General features: G+C 55.1%; 14 protein-coding genes. 4 read left to right on the plus strand and 10 right to left on the minus strand.

Annotated elements, in window-relative coordinates; all coding sequences use genetic code 11:
• Window positions 1-558 precede the first annotated feature (558 nt).
• Window positions 559-2,502 carry a cellulase N-terminal Ig-like domain-containing protein gene (locus tag RBH33_RS14210; RefSeq protein WP_306732875.1) on the plus strand — a complete coding sequence of 648 codons (1,944 nt, stop codon included), beginning with the start codon at window positions 559-561 and terminating at the stop codon, window positions 2,500-2,502.
• A 186-nt stretch (window positions 2,503-2,688) separates the two neighbouring features.
• Here the strand turns inward: RBH33_RS14210 and RBH33_RS14215 are convergent, their stop codons facing one another.
• The 10 genes from RBH33_RS14215 to RBH33_RS14260 form a co-directional block, all read right to left on the minus strand.
• Window positions 2,689-3,972 (minus strand): hypothetical protein, encoded by a 1,284-nt coding sequence (locus tag RBH33_RS14215; RefSeq protein ID WP_306732876.1) that lies wholly within the window; start codon window positions 3,970-3,972, stop codon window positions 2,689-2,691.
• A gap of 154 nt (window positions 3,973-4,126) precedes the next feature.
• A complete protein-coding gene (locus tag RBH33_RS14220; RefSeq protein WP_306732877.1) occupies window positions 4,127-4,960 on the minus strand; it encodes an SIMPL domain-containing protein in 834 nt (277 codons plus the stop codon).
• 116 nt (window positions 4,961-5,076) lie between these two features.
• Window positions 5,077-5,658 (minus strand): exopolysaccharide biosynthesis protein, encoded by a 582-nt coding sequence (locus tag RBH33_RS14225; protein WP_306732878.1) that lies wholly within the window; start codon window positions 5,656-5,658, stop codon window positions 5,077-5,079.
• Window positions 5,659-5,787: 129 nt separating this feature from the next.
• Entirely contained in the window at window positions 5,788-7,692 is a 1,905-nt protein-coding gene (locus RBH33_RS14230; protein WP_306732879.1) for a TRAP transporter permease, read from the minus strand.
• Entirely contained in the window at window positions 7,670-8,623 is a 954-nt protein-coding gene (locus RBH33_RS14235; RefSeq protein WP_306732880.1) for a TAXI family TRAP transporter solute-binding subunit, read from the minus strand. Before RBH33_RS14235 ends, RBH33_RS14230 begins: the two co-directional genes overlap by 23 nt.
• Window positions 8,624-8,648: 25 nt before the next feature.
• Window positions 8,649-10,694, minus strand: a complete 2,046-nt coding sequence (locus RBH33_RS14240; protein WP_306732881.1) for a S9 family peptidase — start codon at window positions 10,692-10,694, stop codon at window positions 8,649-8,651.
• A 94-nt stretch (window positions 10,695-10,788) separates the two neighbouring features.
• Entirely contained in the window at window positions 10,789-12,183 is a 1,395-nt protein-coding gene (locus RBH33_RS14245; protein WP_306732882.1) for an alpha/beta fold hydrolase, read from the minus strand.
• Window positions 12,184-12,248: 65 nt separating this feature from the next.
• Complete coding sequence (locus tag RBH33_RS14250; protein ID WP_306732883.1) at window positions 12,249-13,220, minus strand: lysylphosphatidylglycerol synthase transmembrane domain-containing protein; 972 nt, start codon at window positions 13,218-13,220, stop codon at window positions 12,249-12,251.
• Between the two features lie 24 nt (window positions 13,221-13,244).
• Window positions 13,245-14,465 carry a cardiolipin synthase ClsB gene (gene clsB / locus RBH33_RS14255; RefSeq protein WP_306732884.1) on the minus strand — a complete coding sequence of 407 codons (1,221 nt, stop codon included), beginning with the start codon at window positions 14,463-14,465 and terminating at the stop codon, window positions 13,245-13,247.
• Window positions 14,462-15,217 (minus strand): endonuclease/exonuclease/phosphatase family protein, encoded by a 756-nt coding sequence (locus RBH33_RS14260; RefSeq protein ID WP_306732885.1) that lies wholly within the window; start codon window positions 15,215-15,217, stop codon window positions 14,462-14,464. Before RBH33_RS14260 ends, clsB begins: the two co-directional genes overlap by 4 nt.
• Before the next feature lie 281 nt (window positions 15,218-15,498).
• Here RBH33_RS14260 and RBH33_RS14265 point away from each other — a divergent pair, with 281 nt between their 5' ends.
• From RBH33_RS14265 to RBH33_RS14275, 3 genes are all read left to right on the plus strand, one after another.
• A complete protein-coding gene (locus RBH33_RS14265) occupies window positions 15,499-16,596 on the plus strand; it encodes an efflux RND transporter periplasmic adaptor subunit (protein WP_306732886.1) in 1,098 nt (365 codons plus the stop codon).
• Window positions 16,593-19,664, plus strand: a complete 3,072-nt coding sequence (locus tag RBH33_RS14270) for an efflux RND transporter permease subunit (protein WP_306732887.1) — start codon at window positions 16,593-16,595, stop codon at window positions 19,662-19,664. Before RBH33_RS14265 ends, RBH33_RS14270 begins: the two co-directional genes overlap by 4 nt.
• A 125-nt stretch (window positions 19,665-19,789) precedes the next feature.
• Entirely contained in the window at window positions 19,790-20,992 is a 1,203-nt protein-coding gene (locus RBH33_RS14275) for a CAP domain-containing protein (RefSeq protein WP_306732888.1), read from the plus strand.
• The last annotated feature ends 160 nt before the right edge of the window (window positions 20,993-21,152 follow it).

A 21,152-nucleotide genomic window follows, 5' to 3' on the forward strand; every position in this document is an offset into this window, starting at 1 on the left:
GGGATCACCCGACACCTGTCCGTTTATTTTGGCGAATGAGAGCTTTATAGCATGGCAAAGGCGCGATTTCACTCGTCTCGGGGCGGGTGGCGTATTTGTCATCTGGGGGATAAGGGACTCGATGTCCGTTTTGCCCGGGTAAAGGGACAGGTGTCGGTATATCTCGCCCGGAATTTGGGTTAAAAGGCTGTTAACTTATTGATTTATTGGCTCTTATTCTTGAAAGTGCGCTAAAGTAAAACACCCTCCATGCGATATATCCCCGTTGCGTTTCCGTATCCCCACTATTCGTTAACTTCTTGTTTTCTTTACAAAAAGTGGTTCGGTTGGGGTAACACCCGGTTTTTCAGGGTACCCGTGTCGTTTTTGCTCTGGAGAAGCGTAACGCCCTCGGCGTTGCAAGAGCTACAGGCCGGGCGGCGACCGGCGCCCTGGTGGACTATGCGTCGGAATCTGGATATTCTCTCCCTCTGCTAACTACCGGACGCGCACTGGACTCCCCTTTACCCCCAGCGGGCATTCGTTTTGATCCCAACAACGCATAATAAGGTTGCAGACATGCACACACGTTTTTCTTCCCGATGTATTGAGCTGTTAAAAGCCCGTTTTTTGGGCCGGGCCCACAGTGGCTTGACCGGCCTGGTTCGCCTGACGGGCCTGAGCGCCCTGTTGATTCTGGTTGCTGCTTGTAGCTCGCCAGCGCCTTTGGAAGCCCCGCCGGCCGGTAGCCCGGACGATGGCTCGCAGATGAACAACCCATTCCGCATTAACTATGCTGGGTATTTGCCGCTGCAGGAGAAGGTGGCTGTTTATCTGAGCGAGTCCGATAACCCCATTACCTGGGAGCTGAGAAACGCCAATCACCGGGCTGTGGCCAGCGGCACCTCCGCCGAATACCGGCAAAATGACTATGCCTCGGGTGACAGCTTCTTTCTGATCGACTTTTCCCACTACACCACGCCCGGCGAGGGCTACTACTTGGTGGTAGATAACGAGCGCTCACATTCGTTCGATCTGACCAATGACCCTTACGGGGACCTGAAATACGAGTTTTTTGACTACTTCCGCGATCATCGGCGCGAGGGCGATCACTTCAACCGCGCGGTGCATGACTGGACTGATCACGAAGTAACCCTGAACTTTATAGCCGATGCTGGCGATCAGGGTTACTACCCCGTGAACGCCGCAGAAGCTAAGTGGAGCCTGATCAACCTGTTGGAAACCCACCCGGAGATCAACACTTATTACACGGCTCACCAGGGCGGAGACAACACCGTCTACGACGAGTTGGTGTTTTTCGCCAGCCCCATGTATGAGTTGATCTTCCCCGGTGAGAAGCTGGCCGTGGCCAAGCTGCACACCAACTCCGCAGACTGGGCGCCCTGCACCGGTGCTTCCGGTGAAGGGGCCTCCTGTATCTCCATGCCGGAAACCAAAGCCACCTACTCCGTCGCCCGCAGCCTGGCCGCTATGGCGCGCCTGCACGCTAAGTACGGCACCGAGGAAGAGGTTCAAGCAGCGTATGAGTATGCCCGCACCGCTCTGCACAACGCCGAAACCGAAGATTTTGTGTGCCTGGGGCCTGAATCCTTTGGTGGCGAGGGTGGCTACTACCCCAACAATGATAACTGGAGCCTATGGCGTGAACCGCGCGAGCACCGCGAGCCCTGCGCCTCCGGCCCGGAAGCCGATCCGACAGACGACAACGTCAACGATGACCACTACGCCGCCCTGGTAGAGGTGTATTTGGCCGCGCGCCAGCTAGGCCATGAGGCGGACGCCCGCGCTCTGGAGCCCAAAATCCTGGCGCACAACCATCACAACCGGGTCAACTTGTTTTTCTGGGGCGCAGTGTCCACCGAGGCAACCCTGTCACTGCTGACCCATCGCCCTGAAGGCCTGGACCTGAGCCAGGCTGAAGCCAATCTGTTTGCCTACTCCGATCAGGTTTTGGGCTACCAGCAGGTGGGCTACCCGGGCATTACCTTTGATGTGCAATCCGACCGCTGGAACAGCAACGACCGCGACGAAGTGGATAACAACTTCCGCTGGGGTTCAAACCGCATGCAGTTGAATGAAGCTCGCATTCTGATGGCTGCCGCCGATCTTCAGTTTGAGCGCGAAAACTATGCAGAAGCCGCCAAGTACACCAACGGCGTGTTGAGGGTATTGGATCAAATGTCTGGAACCAACGCGGTTGCCTTGGCCATGTACACTGCTGCCGATTACCCGCACATTCAGCACGCGGTAACGCGTACTCATGACCGGGCGGTGCCTGACACCAAAAGCGGGAAGTTTATTCTGGGGCCGAACAACTGGACCAACTCCAATGACCCCGATATGCCGGATTTTGGATCCAAACCTGGGATGAAAATGTTTGCTCTGACCGGCACTGGCTGGGCCTCCCGTGAGGTGGCCATTGATGCCAATGCGGCTATTCTACCGGTGGTGTACTTCGCTACTGAAGTCGCGCCCACGTATTTGGAGCGGGCACACCAGTAAACCCCTGGGCAACGGACTGGAGGCGCCCGCCTTCATTCCGTTGCCGGGTCTTCCAGCGGGGCACTGTGCTTTATGCGCCCCGCTGGCGGCCTCAGGTCAACCTTCCTTCGCTCAATCCATTGCATCCTTGCTTATTCATCCTTACCTTATAGTGCGGCCACTGCGGCGCTACAACATCCCTGCCCGCTAGTCCTCTAACGGCTGACAATCAAACTCCGCGCTGTTGTTCTCACTCTGATACTCGATCACCAGATCACTGATCAAAACGTCCCCTTCCCGGTCCACCCGCAATTGCAGGAACGACTTGCGCGTGCCCAAATGCTGAGCCACGCCGCTGACCACATCGTCGCCGATCAAGATATCGCCGGGTACATTTACCGTTAGCCGTTGGCCGGGAATCAGTAGGTCGGTATCCAACAGCATCAAACGCGAAGCGTGACTAAAAGGCCTATCAAACAATGCCTCACCGGCGTTGTTATCCGCCCAAACACCCAGGCGACCGTGAGCGCTGGCATCACGCACACAAAAACTCACCCGATAGGGTTCCGTCAAATCCAGTTCGCCCCAACTGGTCAGGTCCGAATGGCTGTGGTGGTAAAGAGTGGAATCCACCTTTGGATTGGGGTTGTTGCTGCTTCGGTACAAGTGTTGGGTTTGGCCCACGGTGAATTGCGCATCGTGAATACGTAGCCCCTGCTCTTCAATTGCCAAACGGCCCTCGTCGACAACGGGCTGGCCAAGGTTGTCGATATCGTCAAAGCAGCACAGCGGGTAATAGAAAGCGGGTAACGGATCGTCCAGTGAGGGTGCAAAGCGGGCGTAGCGAGTGCGCAGCGGCTTGTAAGCGGGGCTGAAAAACTCAGCAGCGTGTTCCGCCTCAAAGGTTTCCACAACGGGCAATGCGGTATTGACGATTTCGGAAAAATTGTTGACCCATAGATACGCAGGCGTAAAAGCACTAAACCCTTGCAGGCGGAAAGTACCGGCCTCTTCTACCGAGTCAATCTCGTACTCCACCTGGTAGCGTTCGTACAGCCCACCCGATGAGCGAGCCAAGCTATCAGCGTAGATACCATCGAGCGTCCGAGCATGCTCGGCGTCAATATCAAACACCTCTTGCGGGCGCGCGGCTCTGGGGTCACTGGTGCCGGTTGCTTCGCTGTTGATCCAGCGGCGGATAGCATCATCGCTAACGCTGGAGCCAAACAGTGCCACCGAGGCCTGGATCCCGAAATCTCTTGAGTCATTGGGAAAGCGAGCCACCAATACCGCGTTTTGCTGGGTAAAGTGGTAGAAATCAATCGTCGCTTGGTAACCGGGTCCATTAATGTCCGGCGTTCTGGATTCCCGCTGTACGCCCTCGCCAAAGCGATCCAGTTGGCGTGTTTCGTCGGAGGAACCACCTGAAGATGATGAGCCACTACAAGCACTGATCAGTAAACTGACCAGAATAACGCCCACAATTCGCATAATACTGCCTCTTTGCCATTTAACATTCGGATGCCGCAAAGATAACAGAAGCGCTAGATCACATCATCCTTAAGGTTCTCATTTCGTTTGTTATTTTTTCCAGTCGGTGCCTGGAAGATCAAACATGTGGTTGCTCCGTTTCGTCTTCTTTAGCTTAGCGCACCGAATAAACGGCACACACTCTGGCCTCCACATGCTGAGGTTGTAAATCGGCGGCCAGTGCAAACGGCTCCGCCGCCTCAGCTAAATTGCGGGCACGACTTTCCGGTGCGGGTGCACCTGCTGAAAATGCCGGAGCCATATCGAACTGAGTGCGTGAAGCGTAACCCGTTTCGGTAGAGGGAGCACCCAGGCAAGGGCCAGCACCTTCCTGAAGCACGAGCAGCGCCCCCAAAACCGAACCGCTGGCTTCGGCGATCAATTTGGCCCGCTCCGCCGCATCGTTCACGGCTTGGGCGTAGGCGGCGCGCTGGTTTTCGGTAGTCGGCTCAAGGAAAAAGCGCATTTGCGTGGAGTTTACCGGCCCGGCGGCTAAGGCTGCGCCCCTCGCTTTGGCCGCGCGCTCCGGGTCAAGTACGGTCACGTTGACGCTCACCGTGGCCACATACCCCAACAACGCATCCGGGTGAATGTTTTCCACCAATCGCTCATCGTGCTCGCCGTAGCGACGCTTCACCTGGCTGTAATAGGGACGCACAGACAAGTTGGAAGTGATTCGGACTTGGTTATCAGAGGCCAAACGAATGGCTTCAGTCGCCGTATTGGCCTGCTTTACGACGGCGGATGATGCCGCTTCACTTTGCTCCGCTTTGTGTTCAAAGTTCACTGTAAAAGCGGCCCGATTGGGTGCCATTTCCACATAAGCGCGCCCCTGAGCTTCAATCACCGATCCGCGCGCCCATATGGGCCTTTCATCCTGTTTTTCTTGTACTGTGCCGCAGCCCAGCAACAGCGTGGCTGCCACTGCTACCACTGAAAATACCCGCATGTGATCCCCCTGGAATTCTCTGGCTATGTGCCGACGCCCAAAGACGCACTCGAGCTGTTATAGCCCAGTTGGCGTGGGAAAGCCAGAGTACCAATCCACCGTTACCGGGAGATCGATTAGAAAAATAACCAATACACAGACAGCGCTAAACCGGCAACGCCCACCAGAGAGCCCAGCAACACGATCAAACCATCGTGGCCCGACAAACCCACCGCGAGCAAGGCGATGGCCAGGGCGGGAATGTAGCCAGCCATGGGAATGATTTCCAACGGTGGCATGGTCAAGGCCATGAGTATGCAGATGCAACCCACTACGCGCGCCGCCCAGGGGGTTACAAAAAAATTCAGGCGCGGTTTGATGAGCACATCCAGCTTTCGGGTTACAGGCTTGACCTTCTCCCTCGCCTTGTTGAATTTGTCGCGTTTGAAGCCTTTGGTGCGCAGCTTTTCGGGCATCCATGGTGTGCGCCGCCCTAGGACCAATTGGCTGGAAAAGAGGATGACAATGATGGCCACCAGTGTGGGCACACCGGGAATGCCCCCCGAGGGCAAGAGTTCAATGAGCGCTGCAGCCAACAGCAAAGGACCAAAGCCCCGGCTGCCGAAGGCGTCCATAATGGCGCCGAGGGTCAGCTTTTCCCCTTCGGCTTTTTCGTCCATGAGGTCCAACACGCCAGTCAGGTTAATGCGCTCCGCCATACGTTTCTCCCTGGTTTTGTCGAGCGCCTGCGAGTAATAAACGCACTCGATCTCGGCTCGCTCTTATTGGACGCATTAGTAAGGACGCAAGTTCTCCCAGAAACAGTATCCGTGGCACCGCACGGCACCTCAAAGGCGCGACGACAGAGAAGCCCGATAATTGAACGCCATAACGGCCAGGGTGAGCGCGGCCCCCGCGCAATCAGACCACAGTCCAGGGTGTAACATCATGGCAATGGCGCCAAGCAGCGCGACCGCTTCCATTGAATGCAGGCGCGTGAACAAACGATTCTCCAGAACAAAAGTAAACGCCATCATCACCAGCAACGCCATTGCCAGTGACAATGCATAAGCACCGGCGCTGGTGCCTTCAACCCAAATCAGATCGCCGTACACCATCAACAACGGCAGAATAAAAAGTCCTTTAGCCAACTTAAAGGCTTCAAAGGCCGCGCTCAGTGGGCGTGCGCCCGCAATACCGGCGGAGGCAAAAGCCGCCAGCGCCACCGGAGGCGTTACGTTTGAGCTTTGGGACAGCCAGAAAATCACCATGTGCGCCACCAGTACCGGTACGCCCAAATCGCCCAGTGCGGGTGCCGCCATAACCGCCAGCAAAATGTACGCCGCCGTTACCGGCAAACCCAAGCCGAGCACCAAAGCCGCCAACGCCACCAGAAGCAAAGCCAACCACAGATGCCCTCCGGCCAGAGAAACCACAAAACCGGTGAATTCCAATCCGATACCGGTTTGCCCCAAAGCGCCGACCACAATTCCGGCGGTGGCGCAGGCGGCGGAAATGGGCAGCATCATCAGCGCACCGTTTTTCAGGCCGGTGAATAAAACCCTTAAAGTTGGCCGCGTATGCGCTCGCAGCAGCGCCGCTACCAAGACCGCAATACAACCCACGACACCGACACGCGCCGGGCTGTAGTTCATCAGCAACAGAGCGGTAATCAGCACCAGTGGGACGATAAAGTGAAAACCAAATACCAAGGTGTCTCGCAGGGGCGGTGTTTTGTCCATGCCTTTGAGGCCCAGCTTGGCGGCCATTAGGTGCACCGACAACAGCACACCGATAAAGTACAAAGCGGCTGGAGCAATCGCCACCGCCACGATGGTGCTGTAGGGCGTGTTGGTGTATTCCGCCATGATAAAGGCACCGGCGCCCATAATCGGCGGCATGATCTGCCCGCCTGTGGAAGCGGCTGCCTCAATGCCGGCGGCTTGCTTGGGTTGGTAGCCCAGGCGTTTCATCATCGGGATGGTAAAAGCCCCTGAAGTGGCAGCGTTGGCAATAGCCGAGCCGGAAATGGACCCCATACCCGCGCTGGCCAGTACCGCCGCCTTGGCGGGCCCACCTCGGTATTTGCCGGCGGCGGCGTAGGCCAAGTCGATAAAAAACCGGCCCGCGCCGGTCACTTCCAAAAAAGCTCCAAACAACACAAACAAAAATACCGTACTGGCCGCAATGCCCAGGGGTGCGCCAAAAATTCCTTCAGTAGTGAAGACCTGGAATCGCAGCACTCTTTCAAAACTAAAACCGCGATTGGCGATCACCTCGGGCAGTAAGTGCCCTGCCAAGCTGTACACCAAAAACACTGTGCCGATCAGGGCCATCTCCCAACCCACGGCCCGGCGCGTGCATTCCAGCACCATAACCAGCAACAAAGCACCGGCAAACTGCTGGCTGGCATTCAAGCCATAGCGCAGATGATCAATGCTGGAATGATCAAACGTGGCCGTTACCCAGCCGGCCCAAAGAATGCCCAATGCCAAAAGCACATCCATTAGGCGCAGAGGTGTGTACAAAGAATGCCCGGCAGGCACAGAGGGGAAGCGCAAAAGAATCAGCACCAGCACCCAAACCAGATGAATCGGTCGTAACTGAGTAGCGGGCAGCGTGGTATCCAGTGCGTACCACAAATGGAACACCGCTAAACCCACGGCCAACCAAGCCATGACGGGCAAGGCGAATTTATCCGGCCAGGTACCTTTCACGGTACCGTTGCTATCACCGTTCATCATGCTCGTCATGGTGCTGGTCAAAGTAGCGTTTGGCTCCCGGGTGCAGATAGTCCCAGGCGTAAGTGCGGGTGTTTTCCTCCGTCGTGTAACGGGCCGGATAAGTAACTCTTTCCAGTTGCTCGCGATGCGTCAGGGCAAGCCGCGTCAATTCGAAGGCTAGGCTTTCGTCCATGTCCTGGCGCACTACGAGAAAATTCCACAGACTCACGGTTTGCACCGGTTGGTTTACACCTCGATACAAACCCACGGGCACATCAAAAGCCGTGTAGGCGGGATAGGCTTCGCTCAAGCGGGCCATGTCTTCGTCGCTAAAGGGAATCAACCGAATGTCGCGGGTAAGCGCCAGCTCCGTAACCACACCCACGCCAATACCGCCCACCACGAAACCGGCATCCAGCGTGCCGTCGCGCAGGCCGGTAGCGGTTTCCGTATAGGTGAGGTAATACGGGCGCAGCTCATTGAGTGGAAGTTCGAGAGTGGCGAGGATGTTTCTTGCCGTTACCAAATTGCCTGAGCCGGGGGCGCCCAAAGAAACTCGTTTACCGATCAGATCCTGAACGCTTTTTATATCCGATCCCGCAGGGACAAGTAGATGCACAAGATTTGGGTACAGTGCCAATAGAGCGCTTACGCGTAGCGGTTCTTTAAACCGCCCATCGCCTTGGCGCGCAGCGACAAAGGCATCCCCCTGGGAAATACCCACTTCACTCTCGCCGCGATGAACTTGCAAAAGATTGGCCACCGAGCCGGTGGTCACTTCCGCTTTCATATTGATCTGTTCGCCGTGCTCGGACCACAGCGATGCCAAGCCACCGCCAAACGGGTAGTAAATGCCACTGGGGCTGCCCGTGGCGATGGAATAGGTTTTACTGACGCTGGGCAAGGCGTTGGCCAAAACAGCCAGGCCAACGGCCGCCACAATGAGCGCGAAGCCCTTCATAACAAACTCTAATCGTTTTTTATCGTTAGGGTGCAACCTCTTCCGGGTCTACACGCATGCGCTCTAGCCGCTCGGCGACCTCCGGTGACATGGATTCCTGAAAGCGAATTCCGTCAATGTGCTCAGCCAGAAATCGCTCCGTCTCAGCCAGTGCGGCCATGTTGTTGTCCGAGACGGCAAAGCCATGACCTTCATCCGGCGCTACGAGATAGGCCACCGGCAAATTGTTTTCATGCAAAGCCGCCACAATTTGATCCGACTCGGCCTGTTTGACTCGCGGGTCATTGGCGCCGTGAATGACCAACAACGGCGCATTGATTTGATCAGCCGAATACAAAGGCGACTGACGTATCAATTGCTGGCGCCCTTCCTCCGTGGTGGGGTCTCCCACGCGCCGGTGTAAGGTGGTTCGGAATGCCTCCCAGTATGGGGGGACGGTTTCAATCAGTGTGATCAAGTTAGACGGCCCCACGAGGGATACGCCTGCGGCATAAACCTCCGGAGTAAAAGCCAGGCCCGCCAGAGTGGCATAGCCGCCGTAGGAGGCGCCCATTATGGCCACCCGATTTGGGTCGGCGATGCCCTGCTCCACCAGATATTTAACGCCCCAAGTGATGTCGTCCTGCATTTCGTCGCCCCAGGCCAGGTTGCCGGCGTCGAGAAACTCCTTGCCGAAACCGGCGGAGCCCCGGAAGTTCGGCTGCAGCACGGCGAAGCCCCGATTGGCAAAAAACTGAGCGTAACTGTTGTACCCCCAGTGATCACGTACCCAAGGGCCACCGTGCGGAACAACAATCAGCGGCAAGGAATCTTGATTGCGCCCCACAGGCAGGGTGAGATAGGCGGGAATGGTCAGGCCATCAGAGGATGCGTATTCAATGGGTTTCATGGACGCTAGCCATTCCCGAGGCAACTCCTCCCTAACCCGGTACTGGAACGCGAGGGTTCGGTCATCCCGATCAAAAAGGTAAATCTCTCCGGGCTCGGTATCGGCGCTGGCGCTCACCAACCAGCGACGCTCATCGCGGGTGCGGGAGTTGATACGGATTTCCCGATTGGGGAATTGCTCTTGCAGCCAGGTAAAGTCGGTCTCCCAACGATCGTTACGCCAGTAGACGCGCTGCTTGTCTTCCACGTAGAAAGTCGCCAGAAGTTCATCGGTCACTGAGGAAAACATTACTCTGGAGAGGTCGACGCTCTGCTCGGGATCTTCTTCTATTAGCGTTTCTTCACCAGACTGCAGATCAAGCAGCGTCAACCGTTGAAAGTTAGCATCGTCGCCACGGTTGGTGACCAGATACGCGTGCTCCCCGTCCGAGTGAAAGTATTGGACGCTACAGCTTTCAAAGATGCCGCACTGGTAAATCAGCGTTAGCTCGTCGCCGTCCACACGTAAGATCTCCGTACTGCCGTCCTGAGGGCTGCGGGTGGCAGTGCGCAGATTACCCTGCGGGTCGAAGCTGACGCCGGTAATACGATCGGTGTTTTCCAACACCAACTCTAGCTCACCGGTGGAGATGGTTAACCGGTAGACGTCGTGCCAGGAAGGGTCGCGATCGTTCAGGCCGATGTAGAGGGTGTCCGGCCGTTCTCTAGGGGCGCCGTAGATGAATGCACGCACACCGGATAGGCCGGTCAGATTGCGCGCTGGCGGTACGGTGGTGTCAGGTGCGGGAGGCTCACTGGGATCGACGGCATACACATTGAAATTTTCGTCACCGCCGTCGTCACGCACGTACAACAGGTAGCGGCCGTCCCAACTCCAAAAGTAACCGGCGATGGGCCGATCCGTTTCAGCGGTCACCGGCCGAGCTTGGTCGAATGAGTCTTCTGCACCCTTGACCCAGATATTGCGCATACCCAGGTATGGCCGAATGAAGGCGATGAACTCGCCATCGGGAGACACTTGAGTGTTGGCAATGTCCGGGTCATCAAACAGCAGCTCCCGGTCCATTAACGGTGGTGGTTCAGCGCCCTGTTCTGTGGTGGCGCAGCCCAGCATACCCAGAATCAACGCGCTGAGGACCGCACCCACTCCCCATCGAATACTCAAGAATGTACGCACTTTCATGCTCATCTCCCTGTAGAGGTCTTGCTGTTAGAATGCTGCGGTTGCAGCGCAGTTTCTGACTTTGTAAGCAGCAATCCGCCGCAAGTTTGGTTCTTTAATTGTTTGCCGCCAACCGGTAACTACCGTGCACCCGAGTCACGCCCTGGGGCTCATGCAATTCACTGATGGAAAACACCAGCCGCGAAGCACCATTCACCACCAGAGCTGACTCCCGGCCGCGCACCTTGACGCCGGCCATGTCCAGCCGACTATGGGCGGCCGAAATTCCCACCTCTCCGGCGAGGGTCCCATTGGTTATTTTGACCGCTGAGCCCGTAGCCTTTAAGGCGACATCCTCAGATTCAACCGTGACATTTAAGAATGTGGCTTCACTGCTGACCAATTCTATTTGTTGGGCGTGGATATCTTCAAGATGGATCCCCCGGCAATTGATCAGCCTAACAGTTCGGTAGTGGCCCCGGTAGCGTACGCCGTTCAAGCCCCGGCAAGTGAGATCCTCCAAAGGTCCCTCGAACGCGGCCGCTTCTTGCCTGGGCAGACGATTGCCCGTCAAAAAATCCATCACATCTTGATTAAATTTAACGCTGCGCGCCATAGGCACATGGCCAGTGCCGTCAAATATGAGCAGTTCCGAATCTGGAATTTGCGCCCTTAACAGCCGGCCGGTGCGCAGCGGTGCCACGGGATCTTCGCTTCCCCATACAATCAATGTCGGTACTGAAATCTGATTTAGGACGCCATTAAAATTTTCATCGATCAGAGCCAGTGCCGCATTGCTGTTGGGGCTATCCTTTAGCACGGCGTTCCAGACGGTGTCGCTCTGCAGCAGCTCACGCGGACCGGGCAACTGATTGGCCAAGTCCAAAACTTTACCGCTTAAACGCCGAAGCCGGTACTCGGCGTGTTGGCGCACGGAGTCCGGCAGAGGCTCGAGATTGAGCGAATTCTCGGATCGATGATGTAAAAAAGCCGAGCGCTCCAAAACCCCCGCCACGCTGACCAATACCAAGTTATCAAGCAGATCGGGAAAACTACTGGCGAAGCGCAGTGCCACAGCGCCGCCCATGGAGTGCCCAATCAAAGAGACTTGTTCACGCCCCGTTTGCTCATACAACCAATGCAGTAACCGCGCGTACTGGGTGGGCGAATAACGTCCGCTGGATTTATCGGAATAACCAAAGCCGGGCAGATCCATGGCAATGACATGGTAGCTCTGAGCCAACACAGGCATGACTTTTTTCCAGTCCTGATAGCCATTCTGCCCCAACCCATGAACCAGGATCACGGTCTGCGAGTGTTCGTGACCGGCCTCGACCACCAACATGCGGCCGTTGAAAACGGGCTCCTTAACATAGCCCGCTTGCCAACCGGAGGGTAGCTCGCCCGAAACAGGGCTGGCCTCCGCCAAAAACAAATCGCTTAATTTGGCCGCAGCAAACCCCGGAAAAACCAGGCTCACCAGAAGGCACAACCACGCTATGTATCTCACACCATTGCTCCACGCCTAACTTCAACCGCAATCGATACTACACCAACTGGCGGCAAAGTGAACGGTTAGGCATGGCTGTTTTGTTTTTTCTTGGCGGTAATCTCAAATCCGGCGTACAGGATAACGGCGATAAAAAGTGGCAAAAGATAGAACACGGCTCGGTACGCAATCAGCGCTGCAAACAGCATGGCGGGAGGAACTTGATCAGCCAGCAAAGCGATAAACACCGCCTCCAGGACGCCCAAGGCGCCAGGAATGTGCGCAATGATGCCGGCTATAGCGCTTACCAGTAGAACGCCCAAAAGCTCAAAGTAGCCAACCTCCGTATGCAAAAAACTGAACATGATGGCGCCCATCAACATCCAGTGCGCACTGGCCACTACTAGCTGTACCGTCGCCAGACGCACCGTCGGCAACACGATGTTCTGCCCCCGGATACTCCATGAACGGGTCTTAGCGAAGTGACAGAGGATAAAGTAGCCAAGGACTACCGCTAAAAATAAACCGCCAAGTAGCCGCAAGAACGCCGTACTGATCACCCAGTTGGCGGGCATAGAAAGGCTTCCGGACGCAAACACCAGGCCCGCCAAAAAGATATACCCCAACCAATTGGTGCTCAACGTAACACCAATAATGCGGGTCACGTCAGTCTTGCTCACGCCGCGCTGAGTGTACATACGATAGCGAAATCCCACGCTGCCGATTAATGCGCCCAGGTTTAAAGTGAACGCGCAGCTCACGAACGCAATCATCATCATGCGGATTTTCGATATCCGGCTTTTGATATAGAGACGACCAAAAAGATCGTATGAGGAGTAAACCAGATAAGTGCTTAAGGCACAGGTGATACCGAGGAATATGGTCCACAAGGAGTAGTTTCTGAGCGTTTCGAATACTTCGCGCCAGTCCACCTCACGTGCATGGTGCACCAACAACCACAAGACCAAGCCAAGAAACCCAATGGCAAACACGTGCTTGAGATACGGCCATACCTTTTTGTAGATCTTGCGCAATTTAGCCAGGGTCTGGTTCTGCATTACGCTGCTCTGTGCCTCCACGGACTAAACTCCATCACCGGTATCACTTTTTGAAGACTGCGCCCTTCTGATCGCTAAACCAACTTTTGATGAAAGTGGTGGAACCCACCCGGTCAGGCCAGGAAAGTGCCGCAGAAAATGATACACCAGGAAACTGGTAAAACCCTTGAGCATGGTCCGTCGGCGAATCCAGGATTGATCGATCTGCCGCACATAACTTTGGTCGATCAGGGCTTGAATTCGTGACTGTATAAGACTGTTAAACGCACGATCCCGTACAAAAACATTGGCTTCTAGGTTTAAGCACAAACTGAGCGGGTCGAGATTACTGGATCCAATGGTTGCCCACTCGTCGTCAAAGGCGGCAATCTTGGCGTGCAACTGCCGCTCCCAGTATTCGTAAACATTCACTTCGGATTCTACGAGAAAGTCGTACAACAGCCTGGCGCCAAACTTGGCCAAAGGCGAACCGGGTTTGCCCTGAATGAGCAGGCAGACCTTCACCCCTCTACGCGCGGCATCACGCAAGCCCTTTAATAACCGATAGCCCGGAAAGAAATAGGGATTTGCCATTATGATGGTGTGTTTGGAGGCCCGAACTCGCTTTAGGTATTCATTTTCGATATTCGTTTTACATTTATTATTGTCCCGGCCCAAAAATCGAATCTTTGCCTCGCCTTTGACTGCCGGTTTTAAATCGTTTCTTAGCTCGGGAAACTGCACGTAACTCTGGCTGTAATGCTGGATCGCCTCGTGGATATAGGCCCTTATAGGAGCGACGCCCGGCCCTATAATTTCGGCAGCATAATCCTGTTTGAAATCCGGCCCAAAATCGGACCTGTGGTTATGCGCGAGGTTTATTCCGCCGATAAACGCCACCGCACCATCGACCACCACCAGCTTTCGGTGCATTCGACGGAATATATTGGTACGAACCCGCAGCCATCGGGGTTGTGGGTGATAAATGTCGAATCGAATGCCCGCATCCCGAAGCTCATCGATAAAGGTTTGTGGCAAATAGTGAGACCCGTAGCCATCAACCAGTACCGACACCCAAACACCGCGCGCCGCGGCCCTCAACAGGGCTTTCTGAACCTCTCTCCCTACAGGATCATCCAGCAGAATAAACGTTTCTAAGAGTACTTCTTTCTGTGAGCTATCAATGGCCTCAATCATTCTCGGAAAGAATTCATCACCATTCTCTAGCAAAGAGATGGTATTCCCTGAAGTCCAACCCGACGTCATAGTATGATCTCCGCTGCCAATGGCGCGTGATCGGATAAGTGCGACCACGGCCTGTTGGGTAGCCGAACGGGGCTAAAGTCCTTTACTCCCCGAACGTAAATTCTATCGAGTCTCAATAGCGGAAACAGCGCAGGAAACGTTTTTGGTGGCGCGCCATAGACGGCAGAAAAAACATCCGTCAATCCGCATTCAGCCATAACTGACTGCGCCTTCCCGAGCCAATCGTTAAAGTCGCCAGCGACGATCACGGGCTCATTTTTCGGAAGCGCCTCGATCAGATTGCATAACAGCGCCAACTGATGCTTTCTATGACCACCTCTCAAGCCTAAATGCACACAAATTGCGTGTAAGGTGATGTCGCTGTCGACGGTATCTAGTTGACAATGCAATAGACCACGTTTTTCCGTGAACTCGACGGAAACATCCACGTTCTGGTGACACACAATGGGAAACTTGGAAATCAAGGCGTTGCCATGATGCCCTTCTGGATAGACGGCGTTACGCCCGTAAGCATAATTGTGCCACATATCGTCGGCGAGAAATTCGTAGTGGGGAGCCTCGGGCCATTTCTTTGAGTGGCGCAAGGCGAATACTTCATGGGCGCCTAGTACTTCCTGAAGAAAAACGACATCCGCACCCACAGTGCGCACAGCTTCACGTAACTCGGGAAGAACAAACTTACGGTTAAAATAGGTAAAACCCTTATGAGTGTTTACCGTTAGAACTCTGAGTTTTAAGGGATTCTCAATCATAAGCACTTCTGTCGGTGTCATCACCTGAATTCAGCATCCTAGCTACGTGCGCCGCCCTGAAAAATGGGGACCGAGAGAGGCCATACTAGCACGAATTATTTCGTCTCTCATAACACCGCGGCAGGGCTGCCTCTAACACGGGTTTCACGGAACGACAATTGCTTATTCAGTAAAGCATGGGTGGACTCATCACACGTTGAGCCTTTAGTATTTAAAAAGGCGCTCATGCGGTTTGCGCCAGACGACAGCCGAGTTCTTTCAAGAACACTGGGAATAGTCCTATGTGCCGACCTCTCTATATTTGGAGAAGTAGCCCATTTTTTGTAGTTTTCATTGTATTGCTATCAGCCTGCGCGCCGGAGGAAGACGCTGATGAGACCCCGGACGCCACACCGGTTCTCTTAGAGCGCGCCCGGCTCGACACAGTGGTAGAAACTGAACGTTCCATCGGTCGTAGCGAGGCCTTCTCCGCACCCATTGTCGCGGCTCAAGTCGATGGCCAAGTCGAAGAGATCTTTCACGACATTGGCGACCAAGTTGAAGCGGGCACTGTACTGGCGAAGCTTGACGAAACCGATCACCAATTAGAACTGGACGCCGCTCAGGCAGAAGCAGACGCCCTGAGTGCGCAACTCCAGCTCGCTGAACGCGAGTTAGAACGCTTGCAGCAGGTCGCCGAGGGAGAACATGTCAGTGAGTCTGAACTCGAAATGGCGCGCACGGAAGTCGCCGCTACGCGAGAACAACTAAAGTCGGCGCAAAGCCGCCGCGATGTGGCGCAAAGACGACTGCGTAAAACGGAAATTCTCGCGCCCATTGATGGACGCATCGACGAGCGTATGATTTCCGAAGGTAATTTTCTCGCAGCGGGGGCCGAAGCCTTTCGTATGGTTCCACAACGCAGCGGACGAGTCCCCCTACCCTTTCCCGAGCGCAACGCCAATCAACTTGAAGTGGGTTTTTCGGCTCGCTTGCGGCGCCTGCACGAGGACGATCGTTGGCTCGATGGGGAAGTGACGCGCCTTAGCCCCTCGGTGGGCGACGGAACTGGAGTCACTGCGGTGATTGAGTTCGATCCACCGGAGCATTGGCCAGCAGGAGCTCTGCTGGAAGGACTGGTAGAAGTTGATCGACGAGAGAACGCTGTTTTGGTGCCCAGCGAAAGCGTGGTGGCCAGGCCAGAGCGGCAAGTGATTTATGTATTTCCCGGCGAATCAGAAACCGGGCCTGTAGAGGAACGTGAAGTCGAGGTCGGTTACCGAACCCAAGAGCTGACCGAAATTTTAGAGGGAGTGAACGCGGATGAGCGCGTGGTCGTCGATGGCGCTCAGTACCTGAGTGATGGAACCGAGGTGCGCGTTCGGGAGGGCGATAGATGACCTTACCGGAGTTTTCCATCCGGCGGCATGTCATGGCCCTGATGATGAGCGCGATTCTGGTTCTGTTCGGCATCATCGGCTACAACGAGATCGGCAATGACCGCCTCCCAGATATAGACTTCCCCATTATTTCCATTCAAACCGCTCTGCCGGGAGCGGACCCCAATACCGTAGAAGCTAGCGTCACCCAGTTTATTGAACGGGCTGTGAACACTGTGCCGGGTATTGATAATGTCACGTCTAATTCATCCCCGGGAATTTCGGTAGTCAATGTCACTTTTGATCTGGATAAGGACATTGACGTCGCCTTTTCCGAAGTACAAACCCGCGTCAGCGAAGAAATTGCCAACCTGCCTGAAGACGCTGAAGCGCCGATTATCAATAAAGTTGAGGCAGACGCGCAGCCGGTAATGTGGCTGTCGGTCCAGGGTGATCGCGACGCCCAACAGCTGACCGATATTGCGCGCAATACCGTGCGACCATTGCTGGAGCAAATCCCCGGCGTCGGTGAAGTACAAGTGGGCGGTGGCCGCGAACGGCGCGTACGCATTGAGCTGGACGCGGACGCTATGAGCCGAGAGCAATTGACGGTTCAGGAGGTCATGGCAGCCGTCGAGAGCGAGCATGTCATTGCACCCGGCGGTTTTCTCGTGGGTGGTCGCCAGGAGCGCATGGTTGATCTGGATCTGGAATACCACGACACGGACGAGCTGAACAATCTGATTGTGCTCGAAATGGATGGTCGGTTGGTGCGCCTGGGGGACGTTAGTGACATTGTCGACGGCTTGGAAGACTTTCGACAGCTGGCGCGCTTTCGCGGTGAGCCGACCGTCGGCCTGGGTGTAGTCAAAATCGCCGGGGCTAACACCGTCGCCATAGTTGAAGAGGTGCGCAATCGGCTGGAGACAGAGATTCGGCCCATGCTACCGGCTGGCGTTGAAGTCAATGTGGCTTCCGATCAGTCGGTGTTCATCAATAACTTGATTGACAACCTTGAGAACACACTGCTGTTGGCCGTACTCCTGGCGGCATTGGTCATGTGGTTGTTCTTAAAAAGTTTGCGTTCCACGTTGATAATCTCCGCCGCCATACCGGTATCGCTCTTGTCCGTCATTGCGGTGATGTTTTTCGCTGGCTACACACTTAACGCCATGACCATGCTGGCCATTCTTCTGCTTATCGGCTTGGTGGTTGATGACGCCATTGTGGTGCTGGAGAACATATGGCGCTATCGGGAAAAAGGCGAAAGCGACCCCTTTCAAGCGGCAGGCGATGGCGCCAACGAAGTATACACGCCGGTAATCGCTTCCTCCCTGTCGCTGATCGCCATTTTTGGTTCAGTGCTGTTTATGGAAGGTATCATTGGCCGATTCTTTGAATCCTTTGCCGTGGTTGTCGTGTTTGGGGTCGCCACCTCAACCTTTGTCGCCCTCACACTCATACCCATGCTCTGCTCGCGCTTTTTGCAACTACCCAAAAAACAGGGCCGTGTATCGCGGTATATAGAAACCGCCTTTCAATGGCTCGACGACCACTACCGGGATCTACTCTCCTGGGTACTGACGCTGCGCGTCAAAGCGCTATTGGCCTGCGGCCTATTGTTTATCGCCAGCTTCTGGTTACTGGGGCAACTGGGCGGCGAATTTGCGCCTGAGGAAGATGAAGGCCAATTTGTCGTCAGCATGCGCGCCCCGCTGGGCGTATCCATTCACTACATGAACGAAAAACTGGCAGAAGTGGAACACATTCTTGGTGAGCAGGAGGAGATAGACACCTATTTTGCGGCCATCGGACTGGGTACAGGCGAGGTTAATGAGGCGATCGCCTTCGTGCGTCTCAAGCCTTGGGGGGATCGAGACGCAACGCAGCGGGAGATCATGACTCGCCTGAATCAAGCGTTCACCGACTTGACGGGCATACGCGTGTTCACCGCGTCTCCTGGACTCGTGGGAGGGCAACGGGGTGAACCACTGCAGTTTCATGTACGCGGCCCTGATCTGGATGAACTGTCGAATGTAGCCGATGAGTTCATGGAAAGGCTGTCCGCTGAAGAAGGTATGGGCGAAATCGATATGGAGCTGCGCTTAGAGCAACCGGATTTGCAATTGATCGTGGACCGGGAGCGAGCCCGACTGATGGGGCTAAACACCAACGATATTGTCCAAGCGGTCAGCGTCTTCATCGGAGGCCTGGATATAGCGCGCTACGACGACGACTTTGGAGACGGCGAACGGGTCAGAATTCGCCTAAAGGGGCGTGAAGACCAATTCAATACCCCAGAAGACATTCAGCGCATCTGGGCGCGCAACGCCGACGGTGAACGCTTGCGCTTGGATTCTGTCGCTCATTTCGAAGAGGGCCACTCGCCCGCCGTCATCACCCGATTTGATTTGCAGTATTCCGCGCCCTTTTTTATCACGCCAGAGATGTCCCTGGCCGATGCCGTGGATTTCGTGCGCGCGCAGGCAAATGAAGTTCTACCCGGCGGTTTTAGTATATCCTTAGTGGGCGAGGCCGAAGAGTTTGAGCGCACGGTGCAAGCGGTTATTTTTGTCTTTGTGGTTTCAACCTTGCTGGTGTACATGGTACTGGCTAGTCAATTCAACTCGTTTTTGCAGCCATTTATTATTATGCTAGCTATGCCGCTGGCGATCATGGGGGCGGTACTCGGCCTTTGGTTGACGGGCAATAACCTCAACATTTTTTCCATGATCGGCATGGTGCTACTGATTGGTGTGGTCACGAAAAATTCAATTTTGTTGATTGATCTGACGAACCAGTATCGACTAAAACAGAACCTGGGAATTAATGAAGCGCTCAAAGCAGCCTGCCCGATACGTTTGCGCCCGGTGTTAATGACGTCGCTTACGTTGATCCTGGCAATGGTGCCCGCCGCCTTGGACACTGGCCCCGGAGGACAGGGCAATACCGCCTTGGGTGTGACCATTATTTTTGGTATGACGATTTCTACGGCGCTGACTCTGTTAATTGTTCCCTGTGCTTATAGCTTGTTGGAGGGTGCAAAGAACAAAATAGCCGTCAAGAAGTCTCAACATCAGCGAGCCTAGGTCGCTTGCTTAGAACGGGCAGCCATCCAGGAGGATACGGCTGCCGTTCGTAAATCGGAACCGCTTTGCCGGCCGATGGAAACCTAATCGTGGCAACGCGGGAAGCCAAACAGGAGGGCTTTCTCATGCGCAGATCCCATGTAATGCTAGTCAGCGTTTGTTTCACTGTTGTGATCGCCTGCGGCGGTAGCACCTCGCAGCAACCCGATCAGCCGGTCAATGACGGCACAATACCAAGGCAGGTTGCCGTTACTGAAGTGACCAACCAATCGGTTACCCTGCGCTGGGACGCCGTTGAAGATGCCGAGGCGTACTACCTTTACTACGCCAGCGAGCCGATCTCAGATATCGAAAACATACACGCTTATCAAAACGGCGATTGGCTCGCCGATGTTAACTCTCCCTATACGGTCACCGGCCTGACCAACAACATCACCTACTACTTTCTGATCACCGCCGTGGTGGATGGCGAAGAATCGTCCCCCGGCTACAGCGTTAACGCCACACCAGTGGACGCACCCCCTACCCCGCAACCTTCAGCGGAAGAGGTGCGTGTCATTGAGCTGATCAATCGCGCCCGCCGGGACCCGGTCGCCGAAGTGGATCGACACCCTCAGGTAAACGATCTCAACAACGGGCTTGAACCAGACACCATTGTCGCCACTCAAAAAGAGCCCCTGGCGTTTAACCCACACTTAATGGTGGCCGCACGGGAACACAGCGAGTGGATGCTGGAAACCAACACCTTCAGTCACACTGGTGCCAATGGAAGTTCGCCGCAACAGCGCATTGCTCAAACCGAGTATGGAACCCCAGACGCCAGTGGCGAAAATATTACCGTTACCGGGCGCACGAACCTAGACACCATTCAGGTAATCGAAACGCATCACGCTCACCTGTTCGCCTCTCCCAGTCACCGCACTACCATGTTTGCCGAAGCCTTCAAAGAAGTGGGCATCGGGCGCGAGCTGGGTGATTACACCTTCGAGGAAGGCACCTTAACGTCGTCCATGTTGACTCAAAAGTACGCCCGGCAGAGGGACCGTCACTTCATTACCGGCGTAATCTTTACTGACGACAACGGCAACGATATTTATGATGTGGGCGAAGGCATGGAGAACGTGGTGATCACCGTAAACGGTACAGCACATCGAGCCTATCAAAGTGGTATCTATGCCGTGCAAGTACCTGGCAATGCCATACACCAAGTCACCATCTCAGGGGGCACTCTGCCAGAACCCGTAGACACAGAAGTCGAAGTAATGAACCGCAATGTAAAACTGGACGTCATTCTCGATGGTAACGACGTACGCCTAGACTCTTGGTAACAAATCAGAGGACCGTAACTGTAGAAACCAATAGTTTTTCCCGCTCCGTGACTTGTTTCACATCCCCGCCACATAGACGCGCGTCGCGCCAATTTGGGTACATTCGCTAAGCGCGCCATTGCGCGCGGCGCCGCTTCGAGATCGTCTTCAAACCCAACAG

The organism is Marinimicrobium hydrolyticum (assembly GCF_030848505.1).
Lineage (GTDB): Bacteria > Pseudomonadota > Gammaproteobacteria > Pseudomonadales > Cellvibrionaceae > JAVDDU01.